The 15,664-nt window shown below is 58.9% G+C and carries 12 protein-coding genes and 1 tRNA gene; 4 read left to right on the top strand and 9 right to left on the bottom strand.

The window, feature by feature from the left end:
- Positions 1 to 16 precede the first annotated feature (16 nt).
- Positions 17 to 3,502 (bottom strand): transcription-repair coupling factor, encoded by a 3,486-nt coding sequence (gene mfd / locus Q1B40_RS09320; protein WP_299812914.1) that lies wholly within the window; start codon positions 3,500 to 3,502, stop codon positions 17 to 19.
- 21 nt (positions 3,503 to 3,523) lie between these two features.
- A complete protein-coding gene (locus tag Q1B40_RS09315) occupies positions 3,524 to 3,841 on the bottom strand; it encodes a succinate dehydrogenase assembly factor 2 (protein WP_299812911.1) in 318 nt (105 codons plus the stop codon).
- Between the two features lie 233 nt (positions 3,842 to 4,074).
- Here Q1B40_RS09315 and recG point away from each other — a divergent pair, with 233 nt between their 5' ends.
- Positions 4,075 to 6,177 carry an ATP-dependent DNA helicase RecG gene (gene recG, locus Q1B40_RS09310; protein ID WP_299814849.1) on the top strand — a complete coding sequence of 701 codons (2,103 nt, stop codon included), beginning with the start codon at positions 4,075 to 4,077 and terminating at the stop codon, positions 6,175 to 6,177.
- Here recG and Q1B40_RS09305 read toward each other — a convergent pair whose 3' ends face one another.
- Complete coding sequence (locus tag Q1B40_RS09305) at positions 6,178 to 6,915, bottom strand: DUF502 domain-containing protein (protein ID WP_299812908.1); 738 nt, start codon at positions 6,913 to 6,915, stop codon at positions 6,178 to 6,180.
- A gap of 143 nt (positions 6,916 to 7,058) precedes the next feature.
- Between Q1B40_RS09305 and Q1B40_RS09300 the strand changes: the two genes are divergently transcribed.
- Entirely contained in the window at positions 7,059 to 7,448 is a 390-nt protein-coding gene (locus Q1B40_RS09300; protein WP_299812905.1) for a YbaN family protein, read from the top strand.
- Here Q1B40_RS09300 and Q1B40_RS09295 read toward each other — a convergent pair.
- The 3 genes from Q1B40_RS09295 to glmU form a co-directional block, all read right to left on the bottom strand.
- The gene (locus tag Q1B40_RS09295; protein WP_299812902.1) at positions 7,432 to 7,869 is read right to left on the bottom strand and encodes a GNAT family acetyltransferase; all 438 of its coding nucleotides are present in this window, start codon (positions 7,867 to 7,869) and stop codon (positions 7,432 to 7,434) included. The two genes, Q1B40_RS09300 and Q1B40_RS09295, sit on opposite strands and share 17 nt — an antisense overlap.
- Before the next feature lie 3 nt (positions 7,870 to 7,872).
- Complete coding sequence (gene glmS, locus Q1B40_RS09290) at positions 7,873 to 9,699, bottom strand: glutamine--fructose-6-phosphate transaminase (isomerizing) (protein WP_299812899.1); 1,827 nt, start codon at positions 9,697 to 9,699, stop codon at positions 7,873 to 7,875.
- A gap of 119 nt (positions 9,700 to 9,818) precedes the next feature.
- Positions 9,819 to 11,174: a bifunctional UDP-N-acetylglucosamine diphosphorylase/glucosamine-1-phosphate N-acetyltransferase GlmU gene (glmU, locus tag Q1B40_RS09285; RefSeq protein WP_299812896.1), complete on the bottom strand. Its 1,356-nt coding sequence runs from the start codon at positions 11,172 to 11,174 to the stop codon at positions 9,819 to 9,821.
- A 183-nt stretch (positions 11,175 to 11,357) separates the two neighbouring features.
- Between glmU and Q1B40_RS09280 the strand changes: the two genes are divergently transcribed.
- Complete coding sequence (locus tag Q1B40_RS09280) at positions 11,358 to 12,590, top strand: SPOR domain-containing protein (RefSeq protein ID WP_299812893.1); 1,233 nt, start codon at positions 11,358 to 11,360, stop codon at positions 12,588 to 12,590.
- Positions 12,591 to 12,644: 54 nt separating this feature from the next.
- Here the strand turns inward: Q1B40_RS09280 and Q1B40_RS09275 are convergent, their stop codons facing one another.
- From Q1B40_RS09275 to Q1B40_RS09265, 3 genes are all read right to left on the bottom strand, one after another.
- Positions 12,645 to 13,385, bottom strand: a complete 741-nt coding sequence (locus tag Q1B40_RS09275) for a cytochrome c biogenesis CcdA family protein (RefSeq protein WP_299812890.1) — start codon at positions 13,383 to 13,385, stop codon at positions 12,645 to 12,647.
- A 247-nt stretch (positions 13,386 to 13,632) separates the two neighbouring features.
- Positions 13,633 to 14,589 carry a TAXI family TRAP transporter solute-binding subunit gene (locus Q1B40_RS09270; RefSeq protein WP_299814845.1) on the bottom strand — a complete coding sequence of 319 codons (957 nt, stop codon included), beginning with the start codon at positions 14,587 to 14,589 and terminating at the stop codon, positions 13,633 to 13,635.
- Positions 14,590 to 14,889: 300 nt separating this feature from the next.
- Positions 14,890 to 15,183, bottom strand: a complete 294-nt coding sequence (locus Q1B40_RS09265) for a hypothetical protein (protein WP_299812887.1) — start codon at positions 15,181 to 15,183, stop codon at positions 14,890 to 14,892.
- Between the two features lie 375 nt (positions 15,184 to 15,558).
- Here Q1B40_RS09265 and Q1B40_RS09260 point away from each other — a divergent pair.
- Positions 15,559 to 15,634 (top strand) — tRNA-Lys (locus tag Q1B40_RS09260).
- The last annotated feature ends 30 nt before the right edge of the window (positions 15,635 to 15,664 follow it).

Genomic DNA, 15,664 nt, shown 5'->3' with positions numbered 1-15,664 from the left:
CACCGCAATCCCTCCCCTAGGCCGCCGCCAGCCGCGCCAGCTTGGTCAGAACCGTCGCGGTTCCCTTCAGCCGGTCGTCCGTCTTCTCCCAATCCCTTGTCAGCACCACCTTCTGGTCCGGCCGGATCTTGGCGAGAATGCCCTGTTCGGCAATATAGGAGACCAGCCCGGCCGGATTGGCGAATTCGCTGTTGCGGAAGGTGATGACGATGCCTTTCGGCCCGGCGTCGACCTTTTCAACGTTCGATTTGCGGCAAAGCCCCTTGATATAGACAATCTTGAGAAGATGCTGGACCTCGTCCGGCAGCGGGCCGAACCGGTCGATCAGCTCCGCACCGAAGGAATCGATTTCTTCCGCTTCCGTTACATCCCCCAGGCGCCTGTAGAGCTGCAGGCGCAGCTGCAGATCGGCGACATAACTCTCCGGAATCAGGACAGGCGTGCCGATATTGATCTGCGGAGACCATTGCTCCTCACCGGCTTCGACACCGCCATCCTTCAGTTGGGCAACCGCTTCCTCCAGCATCTGCTGGTAAAGCTCGAAGCCGACTTCCTTGACATGGCCGGACTGCTCCTCGCCGAGCAGGTTCCCTGCCCCGCGGATGTCGAGGTCATGACTGGCGAGCTGGAAGCCCGCGCCAAGCGTTTCAAGCGACTGCAGCACCTTCAGCCTGCGCTCCGCCGTCGCCGTCAGCGTCTTGTTCGCCGGAACGGTAAACAGCGCATAGGCTCTGGTTTTGGACCGCCCGACCCGTCCGCGCAACTGATAGAGCTGCGACAGGCCGAACATGTCGGCCCGATGGACAATCAGCGTGTTCGCCGTGGGAATATCCAGACCGGACTCGACGATCGTGGTCGAGAGCAGAACATTGTACTTGCCTTCGTAGAAGGCATTCATCACGTCCTCAAGTTCCGTTGGCGGCATCTGGCCATGGGCGACCGCAACCTTGAGCTCCGGAACGTTTTCATTGAGGAATTCCAGCCGCTCCGCCAGATCGGCCAGCCGTGGACAGACATAAAAACTCTGGCCGCCCCGATAGTGCTCCCGCAGCAGGGCTTCGCGCACCACCAGCGGGTCGAAGGGCGAAACGAAGGTGCGCACGGCAAGCCGGTCCACCGGCGGCGTCGCGATCAGCGACAGTTCACGCACGCCTGTCAGCGCCAGCTGCAGGGTCCGCGGAATGGGCGTTGCAGACAGGGTCAACACATGGACGTCCGACTTCAGCTCCTTCAGCCGTTCCTTGTGCTTGACGCCGAAGTGCTGCTCCTCGTCGATGATCAGCAGGCTGAGATCGCGAAACTGGATCGATTTGCCGAGCAGAGCATGGGTACCGATCACGATATCGACGGAACCGTCCGCAAGACCTTTTTTGGTCTCAGTGAGCTGCTTTGCCGGGACGAGACGCGAGGCATGGGCGACGTTGATCGGCAGGCCGTGAAAACGTTCGGAAAACGTCTTGAAGTGCTGGCGCGCCAGGAGCGTCGTCGGCACGACCACCGCCACCTGCCGGCCGGACATCGCCGTGAGAAACGATGCGCGCAGCGCAACTTCGGTCTTGCCGAATCCCACATCGCCGCAGACCAGCCGATCCATCGGCCGGCCGGAGGCAAGGTCGTCGAAAACCGCGTCGATAGCGGAAAGCTGGTCGTCCGTTTCCTCATAAGGAAAGCGCGTTGAAAATTCGTCGTAGACCCCTTCCGGTGTCTCCACCACAGGCGCAGTTTTCAGCGCACGCGCGGCAGCAGTCTTGATAAGTCCGTCGGCGATTTCCAGAATGCGTTTCTTGAGTTTCGCCTTGCGCGCCTGCCAGGCGCCGCCGCCCAGCTTGTCGAGCTGGGCTTCCTGGTCTTCCGACCCGTAACGGGACAGAAGCTCGATATTTTCAACCGGCAGATACAGCTTGTCGCCGCCCGCGTACTGAAGTTCCAGACAGTCATGCGGTGCACCCACTGCCTCAATGGTCTTCAGCCCGATGAAACGGCCGATGCCGTGTTCGAGATGGACGACCAGGTCCCCTTCCGAAAGCCCCGTCGCCTCGGTGATGACATTGGCGCCCTTGGCTTTCCGGCGCGATTTGCGCACCAGCCGGTCACCCAGAATGTCTTGTTCACCGATGAAGGCGATGTCCTTGAGCTCGAACCCGTGTTCGATCCCCAGAATGCACAGGCCCGAGGTGTTTTTCGGAAGGGCTTCGACTTGCGTGAGGGTATCGACTTGCCTCACCGATCCAAGACCGTGATCGTCGAGGATCTGCCCAAGCCGGTCCCGGGAGCCTTCCGACCAGCAGGCAATGACGGTTTTCTTGCCTGTCTTCTGCAAGTCGCGCACATGAACGGTCAGCGCATCGAAGATGTTGATATCGCCGGCAGCACGCTCGGCGGCAAAACTGCGCCCCTGGCGGCCACCGAGTTCGATAACAGTCTTCCCGCTTCCTGGAGGCGGCGTGAACGGATCGAGGGAGGCACTGGCCCGGTCTGCAATTGCCGCCGTCCATTCCTTCTCGGTGATATAGAGACTGTCGGGCGCAACCGGCATGTAAGGCACGGTACCGGCGGCAGATCCCATTTCGCGGGCGTCCTGCCGGGCCTTGTAATATTCGTTGACCTGTTCGAAGCGTTCGTGCGCCGCGTCCGATGCATTGGCGTCGAGCACCAGGGGCGCATCGCCGATATAGTCGAACAGCGTTTCCAGCCTGTCGTGAAAAAGCGGCAGCCAGTGCTCCATCCCGGCATACCGGCGGCCTTCGCTGATTGACTGGTAGAGCACGTCTTCCCGGCTCGCTGCGCCGAAATTCGCCAGATAGGAGCGGCGGAAGCGGGAAATCGCCTCTTCCGACAAGACCACTTCGCTCATCGGCACCAGATCGAGCCGCTTCAACTGCCGGGACGTTCTCTGGGTTTCGGCATTGAAGGACCTGATCGACTCAAGCGTATCGCCGAAGAAATCCAGGCGAACCGGTTCTTCGGCTCCCGGCGCGAACAGGTCGACGATACCGCCGCGCACGGCATATTCGCCGGTCTCGCGCACCGTCGGCGTGCGTGAAAAGCCGTTCATCTCCAGCCAACTGGAAATGGCTGTCATGTCGATCTGGTTACCCGGAGCCATGGAGAAGGTCTGTTCGGCCATGAAGGACCGCTCGGGCATCCGCTGAGTGGCAGCATTCAACGTGGTCAGAAGGATCGTCTTTTTGCCGCCATCGATACCACGGGCAAGTTGCCCCAAAGCCAGAAGCCGTCGCGCACTGATGGCCGAATTGGGCGAGACCCGATCATAAGGCAGGCAGTCCCAGGCCGGAAGCTGCAGGATTTCGGCATCGGGATCGAAAAAACTCAGCGCTTCGCTGACCATCGCCATGCGGGTGGCGTCGCGGGCGACAAACACGAGCGCCAGCCCCTTGGCCCCGCTTTCAGCCAGAAGTCGCGCCAGTGCATAGCTTTCAGCCCCATCGGGCACGCCGGCCAGCGTGACGTTGGCCTGGTCTTTGAGCAGGCTGTCAAACACGGATGTCTGTCCTTGTTGGTATTATGTGACGTTTCCGGCAGCGCCGGAGATCTTGTGATAGGCAATGATCCGTCGGTAAAGCGGTCCGTCCCACTCCCCGGGCAAAGGCGTACGGCCGGTCATCCAGGCATAAAGATCCTGATCGTTGGCGGTCAGAAGATGCTCCAATTCGCGGATCTCGTCTTCCGTCAGCCTGTCGATCTCGGCATTGGCAAAGCCGCCGAGCAGAAGATCCATCTCCTTCATGCCCCGGTGCCAGCACCTGAACAGGATCTTCTTGAGCCTCGGGTCTCGTACCTGGGAGGACGTATCGGTGTTGCTGCCGGAGGGCTCGGACATGAAAAACCTAACTGGAACTGATGGGCGGCACTCAAAAGACAGTCTTCTTCTCGACAGGAGAGCCGGCCCGGGAGCGATCTTGCCGGATATATAACGCCAGTGTTCCGGCTTGTCAGCGTCCGAGTTCACAGAATGTTCCGATTGTTGCGCACCAAGGCGGCTTCATGGCAGAACTGTCCCCCGGCCATGTTTGCCGATCCTGCCTGCCTACATCCAGAGGTTTGACGCTGAACATGCGCCCGCCGGTCCTTGATCCCCTGTTTGCTCCCGTCTCGACGATTCCCGGGATCGGACCGAAAATCGCCAAACTGGTATCCGGACTGGTCGGAAGTCAGCCGGAGCGGGATGCGACCGTCGCCGATCTCCTGTTTCACTTGCCCCACAGCCTGATCGACCGGCGCCACACGCCCGGCATCGCCTATTCGGAAAACGGTGACATCGTCACTCTGGACGTCACCATCGGCCGGCACATGGCCCCGCCCCGCAATTCCCGGGCGCCTTACCGGATTTCCGCACACGACGAGACGGGTCAGATCACCTTCGTGTTTTTCCACTCGCGCCTGGACTGGCTGCAGAAAACCTTTCCCGAAGGCGAAAGACGGATCGTTTCCGGCAAGGTCGAATGGTTCAACGAGCGCCCGCAGATGGTTCATCCGGATTATTCGCTGAAGCCGGACGAAGCCGAGCAGATGCCGACGATCGAGCCGGTCTACCCGCTGACGGCGGGCCTGGCCGCCAAGACGATGCAAAAAGCCGTGAAAGCCGCGCTGGACAAGGTGCCCCAGCTTCCGGAGTGGATGAACGAGGCTTATCTGCACAAGACAGGGTGGCCGGATTTCGCAGACGCCCTGCGGACCGTCCACCTGCCCAAGGAGCGCAGCGACATCGAGCCTGCCTCCCCTTATGTGCAACGTCTTGCCTATGACGAACTGCTGGCGAGCCAGCTCGCCCTCGCGATGGTTCGGGCGCATATGCGCACGCTCGGCGGAATTGCCCGTTCACCAAGCGGGGCCATGCAGCAGGCGGTGATCGATGCCCTGCCGTTCCAGCTCACCGGCAGCCAGCAAACCGCTATCCGGGAAATCAACGAGGATCTCGCCACGCCGGTGCGCATGTTGCGACTGCTGCAGGGGGATGTCGGCTCCGGCAAGACCGTTGTCGCCCTCGCTGCCCTTGCACAGGTCATTGAAACAGGAGCCCAGGGCGCGCTGATGGCGCCGACTGAAATTCTCGCCCGCCAGCATTTCGCTTCCATGGCGCCGCTCTGCGAAAAAGCCGGCATTCGCCTCGCCCTGATGACTGGCAAGGACAGCCAGAAGGACAGGCGCCTTCGGCAGGCGCAGCTGGACGCCGGCGAGATCGACCTTGTGGTCGGCACCCATGCCCTGTTTCAGGGCCCCGTGACCTTCCGCAACCTCGGCCTGGTCGTCGTCGATGAGCAACACCGCTTCGGCGTCCACCAGCGTCTCGCGCTTTCCTCCAAGGGTCAGGGTGTCGACGTTCTCGTCATGACCGCCACCCCGATCCCGCGCACCCTGGTGCTGACCTGTTTCGGCGACATGGATGTCTCGAAACTGACCGACAAGCCCGCGGGCCGCAAACCCGTTGCGACCGTATCCGTGTCGCTGGACCGGCTGGACGAAATCATCACGCGGGTCGGTGCGGCCACCGCCGAGGGGCAAAAGATCTATTGGGTGTGCCCGCTCGTTGAGGAATCGGAAAAGATCGACCTGGCAGCCGTCGAAGAGCGCCACCGGGTTCTGGAACATATCCTGAGACAGCGGGTTGCCCTGGTTCACGGCCGGATGAGCGCGGACGAAAAGGACGCCGCCATGTCGGACTTCAAATCCGGCGCGTGCAAAATTCTCGTCGCGACCACGGTGATTGAAGTCGGGGTCGATGTGCCGGATGCAACCATTATCGTGATCGAACATGCGGAACGTTTTGGACTTGCCCAGCTTCACCAGTTGAGAGGCCGCGTCGGTCGCGGCGACAAACCGTCCTCCTGCGTGCTGCTTTACAAAGGCCCACTCGGCGAAACTGCGGGCGCGCGTCTCAACATCATGCGCCAGACAAACGATGGTTTCCTGATTGCAGAAGAAGACCTGAAGTTGCGCGGTGGCGGTGAAATCCTCGGCACGCGGCAATCGGGAACGCCCGGCTTCAGGATAGCCCGGGCGGAGGATCATGCCGACCTGATGGAAGTCGCCCGCGACGATGCCCGTCTGATCCTGGAAACCGATCCGGATCTCAATTCGGACCGAGGCAAGGCCCTTCGCTGCCTGCTCTATCTCTTTGGACGCGACGCCGCCATCCGCCTGTTGCGAGCCGGCTGATCAGGCGTCCTCGGACGTTCTCATCTTTTTCAGTTTCGAAGGATCGGCGATCGCGTCTTCGAGAATATCCGGGTATTTCGGACTGACGAGACCCGCCGAAATCACCAGCTTGGCGGCATCCTCGACGCTCATGTCGAGTTCGACAACATCTTCCTTGGGAACGAACAGCAGGAACCCGGAGGTCGGGTTCGGAGTGGTCGGCAGGAAAACCGAGACCGTATCCGCGGAATCTTTCAGGCGCCTTTCGACTTCTCCCTTGGTATCGGTGGAAATGAACACGATCGCCCATAGCCCTCGCCGGGGATACTCTATCAGCGCAGCCTTCGTAAAACTGCTACCCCTCTGATCAAGTACCGTCTCAAAGATCTGCTTCAAGCCGCTGTATATGTTACGAACAAGCGGCATGCGCCCGACGATGTTCTCACCGACCGAAATCAGGCTGCGGCCGAGAAAATTGGCTGCAAGAAAGCCGACGATGGTCAGAACGAAGAACGCGACGATCAATCCGAAGCCCGGAATGGGAAACGGCAGGTAGGTATCGGGATTGTAGATCTTCGGCACGAAGGGCTTCACCCAGCCGTCAACCCATTTGATGATCGTCCACGTCAGCCAAAGTGTAATTCCGATTGGGCCGGTGATCACCAGGCCGGTCAGGAAATAGTTGCGCAAACGCGTGGCCGCCCCGGGGCGATGGCCTTTTATCTGCGGTTCGTCTGATTTATGTTTGTTTCGGTTCATGGGTGAAACCCGCTCGAAGCCCTTTTGACGTTTGTCTTTTCACCAGACCGCACTTAGATAAGCATCTTAAGCCCGGCGCGGTATCCTTCGCATGATTTATTTTTCAGCGATTTAAGCGAAATTTGCCGGAATCGGAGGCAGACTTGCGGCGCACCACATTCAAAATCCTCGGAACCGGATTTGCGGGGATTGGAATTGCCGGTGCGTTTTTGCCGATCCTGCCGAGTACCATCTTTTTCATCCTGGCGGCAGCCTGTTTCGCACGCTCCTCACCTGAACTCGAAAAAAGACTGCTGAACCATCCTGTCTTCGGCCCGCCGGTGATCGCCTGGCGGGAGCATGGCGCGATCCCGGTCAAGATCAAGATGGTCGCGTTTGCCGGCATGGTCTTCGGCTATGCGGTGTTCTATCTGACCGTCAACCCCGGCCTGTGGCTGGCCTTGCTCGTCGCCGTCTTCATGACTGGATCGGCAATTTACGTTCTCAGCCGCCCGTCCGGGCCGGACAACGACGGATCTAATTGTCCGGAATGAGCCGTTTTCCGAGCGGGACCGCAGCTTCCTCGGCATATCCAAGCTGTTCGTAAAACCGCTTCACACCTTCGTTCCCCCGACGCACGAACAGGTTCACCTTGGGACAGCCGAGTCCGAGGAGAAAGTCTTCGCAGTGGGCCATGAGCATCTGCCCGAGGCCTCCGGTCTGATGTGCCGGATCAATGCTGAGATAATAGATCGAGCCGCGATGACCGTCATAACTGACCATTACCGATCCAATGACCTTCCCGTTCAGCAAGAGCACCGGAAAAGCGCCGTTGCGGTCCGTAAGCTTGCGGTCAATATCTTTGTCTGGGTCGTTCCAGGGCCGGGTCAGACCGCATTTCTCCCACAAGGCAATCACCTCTCCCCGAAACCGCTCCTCGAACGGGACGATCCTGGGACCTTCACCGTTTCCCACCGTTTATTCCACCGTGACCGACTTTGCCAGATTGCGCGGTTGATCGACGTCGGTCCCCATGAAGACGGCCGTATGATAGGCGATCATCTGCACGGGAAGCGCATAGATGATCGGCGCGACGATGTCGGACATCTCCGGCATGATAACGACATTCTGTGCCGCATTGCCGCTCTCCGACGCTCCGAGGGCATCCGTTATGAGAACGATCCGGCCACCGCGAGCCGCAACTTCCTGCATGTTGGAGACAGTTTTTTCGAAGATGGCGTCATGCGGTGCGATGACAAAAACCGGCATGTTTTCATCGATCAATGCAATCGGCCCGTGCTTGAGTTCACCAGCCGCATAGCCTTCCGCGTGAATGTAGGAAAGCTCCTTGAGCTTCAGGGCGCCTTCCAGCGCAAGGGGGTAGCTGGTCGACCGACCGAGGTAGAGCGCGTCGGAGGCTTTTGACAGGGGCAGCGCCAGCTTCTCGATGTCACTCTCTGCGGCAAGCGCCTTCAGGGCAAGGCTTGGCACTTCGGTGAGCTCGGCCACCAGTTCCCGTTCCCTTTCGGCCGAAAGCACACCGCGTTCCCGGCCCGCCTGCAGCGCGAGGGCGGCCAGAACGGCAAGCTGGCAGGTAAACGCCTTCGTAGAGGCGACGCCGATTTCCGGACCGGCGATCGTCGGAAAGACCATGTCGGATTCGCGCGCGATGGTGCTTTCCGGCACGTTGACGATCGCACCGATAGCCGCTCCGTTTTCCTTGCAATAGCGCAGCGACGCCAGCGTGTCGGCGGTTTCTCCGGACTGGGAAATGAACAGCGCCGTGTCCCTGCCGCTGACCGGCGTTTCGCGGTAGCGGAACTCGCTGGCGATATCGATCTCAACCGGAAGACGGGCGTATTTTTCGAACCAGTATTTTGAAACCAGCCCCGCCAGATAGGCCGTTCCGCATGCAGTGACGATCAGGCGTGACAGGTTCTTGAAGTTCAGTTGCTCCGCACCGGCCACCCTGGCCTGGTTCGTGCTGTAGTCGAAATAGCGCGACAGCGTGTGTCCGAGAACTTCCGGCTGTTCGTGGATTTCCTTGGCCATGAAGTGCTTGTAGTTGCCCTTGTCCATCAGGCTGGAGGTGACCGCCGACTTTGCTTCCGGACGCTCGACCGGCTGGTTGTTCTGATCGAATATCCTGACGCCGGACCGGGTAATCACCGCCCAGTCGCCCTCTTCCAGATAGGTGATGCGATCCGTGAAGGGAGACAGGGCAATCGCGTCCGATCCGAGGAACATTTCACCGTCGCCGTGGCCGATCGCAAGCGGGGACCCCTTGCGGGCGCCGATCAGAAGATCGTCCTCACCGGCAAAGAGCAATGCCAGCGCGAAAGCACCCTTCAGGCGCGGCAGAACCGCGGCGACCGCATCCTGGGCGGACAGGCCGTTCAACATCGCCAGATTGATCAGATGGGCCACGACTTCCGTGTCTGTGTCCGTATCCAGCACGGCCCCGGCTGCAACGATCTCCTCGCGAAGCTCAAGGAAGTTTTCAATGATCCCGTTGTGAACGACGGCCACAGAACCGGCCTGATGCGGATGCGCGTTGCAAACGGTTGGAGCACCATGGGTTGCCCATCGCGTATGGCCAATGCCGGAGTGCCCTTTCAGGGGTGTTTTTTCCAGCACCGCCTCAAGGTTTCGAAGTTTGCCCTCCGCACGGCGCCTGACGAGCGCCCCGTCGACGAGGGTCGCAACCCCAGCGGAATCATATCCCCGGTACTCAAGCCGTTTGAGGGAATCCACGATCCGCGGAGCGGCCTCGACCTTGCCTAGAACACCAATAATTCCACACATGCAGAAAACCTTTTCAAGAACAACCAATCGGCCGCAATGGCTTAGACGACAGCCCGGCGGATACTGAAATCAAACCCTGTTTCAGAACGTGACAGAGGACGGGGCTCCTCGAACCGTTTTCACGATTTTCCGTCTTTTTCCGCCTTGAGCCGCTTGCGCAGATCCTTGGCCTTGCCTTCCCGGACAACCTGTCGCGAGCGCCCGAACGCGAGGGCGTCTTGCGCCACGTCGTCGGTAATGACACTTCCGGCTGCCACGAACACGCCATCGCCAAGATTGACCGGGGCAACCAGCGTCGAGTTGGAGCCGACGAAACTGCCCTCACCGATCTCAGTTTTGTGCTTCAGGAACCCATCGTAATTGCAGGTGATCGTACCTGCGCCGATATTCGATTTGGCCCCGATACTGGCATCACCAATATAGCTGAGGTGATTGGCCTTGGCGCCTGCCCCGAATGTCGCGTTCTTGACTTCGACGAAATTCCCGACGCGAGTATCGGCCCCAAGAACTGCCCCGGGACGCAGACGGGCATAGGGTCCAACGATGCTTCCGGACCCGACAACCGCCCCTTCCAGGTGGCTGAAGGCGCGAATACGCGCCCCGCTTGCCACTTTCACACCGGCACCGAAAACGACATTCTGTTCAACGATCACATCCGCTTCCAGATGCGTATCGTGGGAGAAAAACACGGTCTGCGGCGCCAGGAGCGTGCAGCCGTTGTCCATCGCTGCCCGGCGCATCCTGTCCTGAAAATCAGCTTCGCAGGAAGCAAGCTGCGCCCGTGTGTTGATGCCCTGCGTTTCGGTCTGCGAGCCGATGACCGACACCACATTCAGCCCGCGCCCGTTCGCGATTTCGACGGCATCGGTGAGGTAGTATTCACCCTTGGCGTTATCGTTGCCGATCGCTTCCAGCAGGGAGAGCGCCTGCGACCCAGAAAATCCCATGATGCCGGAATTGCAGAATGTGATCCTGCGCTCTTCCTCCGTGGCATCCTTTTCCTCACGGATGGCCACGAGACAACCGTTTTCTGTCAACAGCCGTCCGTATCCGAACGGATTGCCGGTCTCGAACCCGAGAACCGCGAGATCGGCGCCGTCCGCCAGCGCCTGGCGAACCTTCGCAACCGTTTCAGGCGTCACCAGTGGCGTGTCACCGAAAAGCACGAGAACATCGTCGGCGTCGACTTCAAGCGACGGCTTCGCCGCAAGCACCGCATGTGCGGTGCCGAGCCGCTCATGTTGAACGTGGCAGCGTGCATCGGGGGCCTGTTTGGAAATGAAATCTTCCAATGCTGACGTTTCCGGCCCGATGACAACGCAAATGCGTTCCGAGCCTGCCGTCTTGAGCGCATTGAGAACGTGCCCAACCATCGGCAAGCCGGCGATTTCATGCATGACCTTCGGGAGATCGGACTTCATCCGCGTCCCCAAACCGGCGGCAAGAATGATCGAAAGGCAAGAACGGGCTGTCATGAAAGGTCCAGTGTCATAAATGCAGGCGCAGCAGGATCGATTTGCGCTCTATATGCCCCGATCCACAGAACATTGAAAGATCTGTCTGCCCGCGTACGCTGGTTTGCTTTTCGTTAACCATAATTAACGATTGTTACGCTAACCTTGCTCAGATTCGCCAACAGGATTCGGGAAACAGGCGTCTTGTACGAACCGCTGCCCAAATTGACGCTCCGGGAGATGATCCGGGAAACGATCACGCCTTCGCGTATCGGCCTTTTGTCATGGGCATTTGCGGCAGTAGTCATGGGAACCGTCGGTCTCGCCTCTTTCCAGTTCGGCGGCCAGGCAATGCTGTCGTCGTCCAAAAGAATGTTGACGGGCACCTTCACGCTGCCCCCTGGAGGAGATGTTTCGACGACAGCCTCGATCAGGTCCGTCGGTCCGTCGACGCCGGTAGAAATCATGCGGTTGCCGGGAAACCAGCCTTATGGCGATGCTTCTGGACTGACCCGCAGCCAGATTGAGGTGCTGCAGCGCGAAATCGTCGGCCTGCGCCGCCGCCTGAGCGCCCTGACGGAACAGAATCTGGCCTATTCCACCAGAATTGCCGCACTCGAACAGGAAGCAGCCCAGACCAGAGGTTCCGGGTCAGCGCTTTCCGATGCCGGCAACGACAAGCCCCCGGCCCAGCCCCGTCCGGGCGTGATCCTTACCAAAACTGCCCCGGACACAGGCCCTCTTCAAAGCGTTTCACGCCCGACAATCCCGGCGCCGATTCCAAAAACGGCGGCATCCCGGCGGGAGACCGCCGTTGAGACCGGATCCGTGCAGGCAGCGCCCGCAGAGCTGCAGACCTTGCGGACATCACCGGAGGCCATGCCGCGCCGGATCAGCATCTACCGCGCCCCGGAGCCGGCGGTACCTTTGCCCGGCATCGATATCGACACTCAAGAGCCTGTGCGGATAGTCACGTTGCCCGACGCGGGCGGCAATCCGCAGACAACCGGCTCCATCCCTCCGCAGGATGTGATGCCGCCTCCGGAAGCTTTCAACGCAACGCCCACAAGCCCTCAGCCTGCAGTCATTGCCCCGACCTACCCGGTGGACAAGTCAAAGAGCAGAGGAGGAAGCCAGGTCAAGCGCAGCGATTTTGGCGCGGTGATTGGTCATTTCGAAACAGAGGCGGCCGCAGCCGCGGCCTGGGCGAGATTCAAGGATCAGAACCGAGACCAGGTGCACAACATGCACCCTCTGCTCAGCAGACAATCGGACGGAAAAGGCGGAATTGCTCTCATCGTCGGTCCTTTCGCAAATGCTGCCGATGCTGCTGTCGCGTGCGTGCGTATGCTCGAAGTCACAGCCTTGTGCCGTCCGGCTCTATTCGCGGGTGAGACCCTTGTGACGGCAGCGGAATTCCCCAACACGGCATTCTGATCGCTTAAAGGCACGCAAGGCAGCCTGGTTCAGCCGGACCCAACCACTGAAAGATTATCCAAGCGTCTGCAGCGCGGGAAACGTCTCCAGCAGCCAGTACGACAGGACCGCGATCTGTCCGGTCAGGAACATAATCCCGGTCAGCACCAGGACTGCCCCCATCGCCTTTTCTACCGTTCCCATATGTCTGCGAAACCGCTTCATGAATTTCAGAAACGGGCCGGCAAAAAGCGCAGCCACCAGAAAGGGAATGCCGAGCCCGAGCGCATAGGCGCTCAAAAGCAGGGCTCCCTGCGAGACCGTTTCCTCGCTGCCCGCGACAAACAGGATTGCCGCCAGGACTGGACCGATGCACGGTGTCCAGCCAAATCCGAATGCCAGCCCGATGACATAGGCGCCCAGGGGACCGGCAGGCTTCCTGTCGACATGGATCCGCGCCTCCCGGTACAGGAATCCAATCCTGAAGACCCCCAGGAAATGCAGCCCCATGATGATGATCGCGGCCCCGGCGATATAGCCCAGATAATCCAGATAGGCGCGAATGACCTGACCGAACAAGCTGGCGGTCGCGCCTAGAAGCACGAACACCGTGGAGAATCCGAGCACGAAGACGAGCGCACTGAAAAAAGCTCGGCGCGAAGCGTTCCCGACCTCTTCATCCTCGCCCGTCAGCTCATCCAGCGACACCCCGGCCAGAAACCCCAGATAGGGAGGCACGAGAGGCAATACGCAGGGCGAGACAAAGGACAGGAGACCGGCAAAGGCAGCGCCGATGATTGTAACATCCTGGATCATGTGGAGGTCCGGCAGGTTCGAGATTTCATTAGGGGGAAAACAGCTTGCTCACGTTCCCGCTCGTTCAGGCACACTGGTCTAGTCCGAATTGCCTGAAGAGCAAAGACAATTGCCGCTCACCTTTTGGAGAGTGCCGACAGACTGGCATGTCGATGCTTGACCGGGCAGGAAGCCCGCTCAGCGCACGCTTCCTAACTGGGTTTCGCCATTTCCCATGCCATTTCATCTTGATTTATGAGTTTACGCCCTAGTCCTCCGCCGGCAGCAGGCCCTGATCCCTGTAAAACTTCAGTGCACCGGGATGAAGCGGAGCGGGCATGTCGTGAGAAACCATCTCCGCGACTTCAAGCCGGCTCAGGGCCGGATGCAGGCGTTTGAAACTGTCAAAATACTCAAAGACCGCCTTGACCACCGTATAGACCACGTCGTCAGGCATCCTTGCCGAGGTGATGAAAGTGGCGACCACTCCCAGAGATTCGACCGGTCCGGTAAGCCCGTAGAGTTCGGTGGGAATGATCGCGCCGGAGTAGTAGGGGAACTCGCGCACTAGGCTATCGATGACATCGTGGTCCAGGCCAAGTACCTGGATATCGCATTGTTCCTGGGTTTCCTCGATCAGGCTGGCAGGATGTCCGATCAACTCGAAATAGGCATCGATCTTTCCTGAGCAAAGAGCCTCCGCGAGTTCCGACGTCCTGAGGTTCGAAAGATTTCGCTGATCTTCCTGCGTCCAGCCCAGACCGCTGATAAGCGCGTTCCAGGACGCCGCGGATCCGGATCCCTGGCTGCCGATATTTATCTTTGCCGATTTCAGGTCGTCGAACTTCAGGAATCCGGCCCCTTCCCGGACAACGACAGTCGCCACTTCCGAATGAAGGGAGAAAACGGATCGAAGATCCTCAAACGGCTCCGCACCCAAAAAGACAGACGTTCCGAAATAGGCATGGTGTTGCCAGTCAGACTGGACGTACCCGAAGTCCAGTTCTCCTGACCGGATCAGCCTGATATTCGAAATCGATCCGAGTGTTGTTTCCACCGAGCAACGCACACCGTGTTCGGCTCGGCTCAGATTGACAATTTTGCAGGTCGCTCCGCCGGTCGGGAAATACACCCCCGTCACACCGGCCGTGCCAATCGTGATGAAATGCTGGTCCTGTGCAAGCGATGGCCCAACAAAAACTGGGAAGAAAACTAGGCATAACAACAGGTTATAAACCGCTTCAGCCAGCGAAAATCCGGCTCGGTTCAACGAAGATTTCCAATTCAATGGGACGTAATCGCGCTTCAGGCTCCTGGACAAGACTAAACTCTACCCTTTTCGGTCCGGATTGGAGCAATTCCCCTTACAAGGGATAACAAACCGGATTGGGTAAGACCAGCGATCCTTGCGTTCTGATTTTAATTTCGCCAACAAAAAAAGGCGCTGACGCGCCCGCACTCTCAAATGCCTTAAATCGGAATATGTTCCGGCCCCTCTGCCATAGCCGGTCATATCCGCATAGGTTCAGTTGTTGCGGCCTCCCAGAATGACCTCGAAAAGTTTGCCCTTCATCTCTTCTTCGTCATCCCCATCACGCAGGCCCTGGCGCCACTGATCCAGGATCAGACGCAAGCCCAGGGTTTCACGGCTGTGTGGAAGATTGCCGAGGAAAGCCGAGAAGAAGGAATCGAGATGCTCCCGGTCGATCAATCCCTGATCGATCAACCCGTGAATAAGCGTCATCGTCGCCGCGATATGACCCTTGACGAAATCGAACTCGATCGAGTTCGTTTCTGTGTCCGCTGTCGTAATCTGCATGTAACCTCTCTTGCACGCGATAACTTTACCTCAGCGAGCATATCCACGCCACCTGACAGTTTTTGCAGGAGAATGATCGTTATTTGCCTAAATTTGAATATTCTTGATCAACACTTGTGAAAATATCAGCACATTCACTCGTAATGATTACCATTAGGTATTCTATTAAACGTACATATACCGGAATAAATTGAGATTTCTCTGTCGGGCAACATGAAAACCCGGTCTAAAAACTGAGGTCTATCTGTTCTTTTCCAACCTGTTGAAAAAATTCAGTTTGCCTCTTGCAATGTCCCCTTTGTCAGCCTAAACACACGCCACCAACGCGGTCGCGCTGCAAACAAAGCGCCGGGGCCCGCACCGGAAATTTGGTGAGAGCCGATAGCTCAGCTGGTAGAGCAACTGACTTTTAATCAGTAGGTCCAGGGTTCGAACCCCTGTCGGCTCACCATTATTTCCCGGACTTGGCCTGAAACTTCCA

The organism is uncultured Roseibium sp. (assembly GCF_947496995.1).
Classification (GTDB): Bacteria; Pseudomonadota; Alphaproteobacteria; order Rhizobiales; family Stappiaceae; genus Roseibium.
Note: the sequence above shows the minus strand (reverse complement) of the source record. Positions and strands in the feature narration are given on the sequence as shown.

Bases quoted from the DNA above. Each gene is read 5' to 3' on its own strand.
- Q1B40_RS09315 (WP_299812911.1), bottom strand. From the start codon at position 3,841: ATGTCCGAGCCCTCCGGCAGCAACACCGATACGTCCTCCCAGGTACGA.
- recG (WP_299814849.1), top strand. From the start codon at position 4,075: ATGCGCCCGCCGGTCCTTGATCCCCTGTTTGCTCCCGTCTCGACGATT.
- Q1B40_RS09305 (WP_299812908.1), bottom strand. From the start codon at position 6,915: ATGAACCGAAACAAACATAAATCAGACGAACCGCAGATAAAAGGCCAT.
- glmS (WP_299812899.1), bottom strand. From the start codon at position 9,699: ATGTGTGGAATTATTGGTGTTCTAGGCAAGGTCGAGGCCGCTCCGCGG.
- glmU (WP_299812896.1), bottom strand. From the start codon at position 11,174: ATGACAGCCCGTTCTTGCCTTTCGATCATTCTTGCCGCCGGTTTGGGG.
- Q1B40_RS09275 (WP_299812890.1), bottom strand. From the start codon at position 13,385: ATGATCCAGGATGTTACAATCATCGGCGCTGCCTTTGCCGGTCTCCTG.
- Q1B40_RS09265 (WP_299812887.1), bottom strand. From the start codon at position 15,183: ATGCAGATTACGACAGCGGACACAGAAACGAACTCGATCGAGTTCGAT.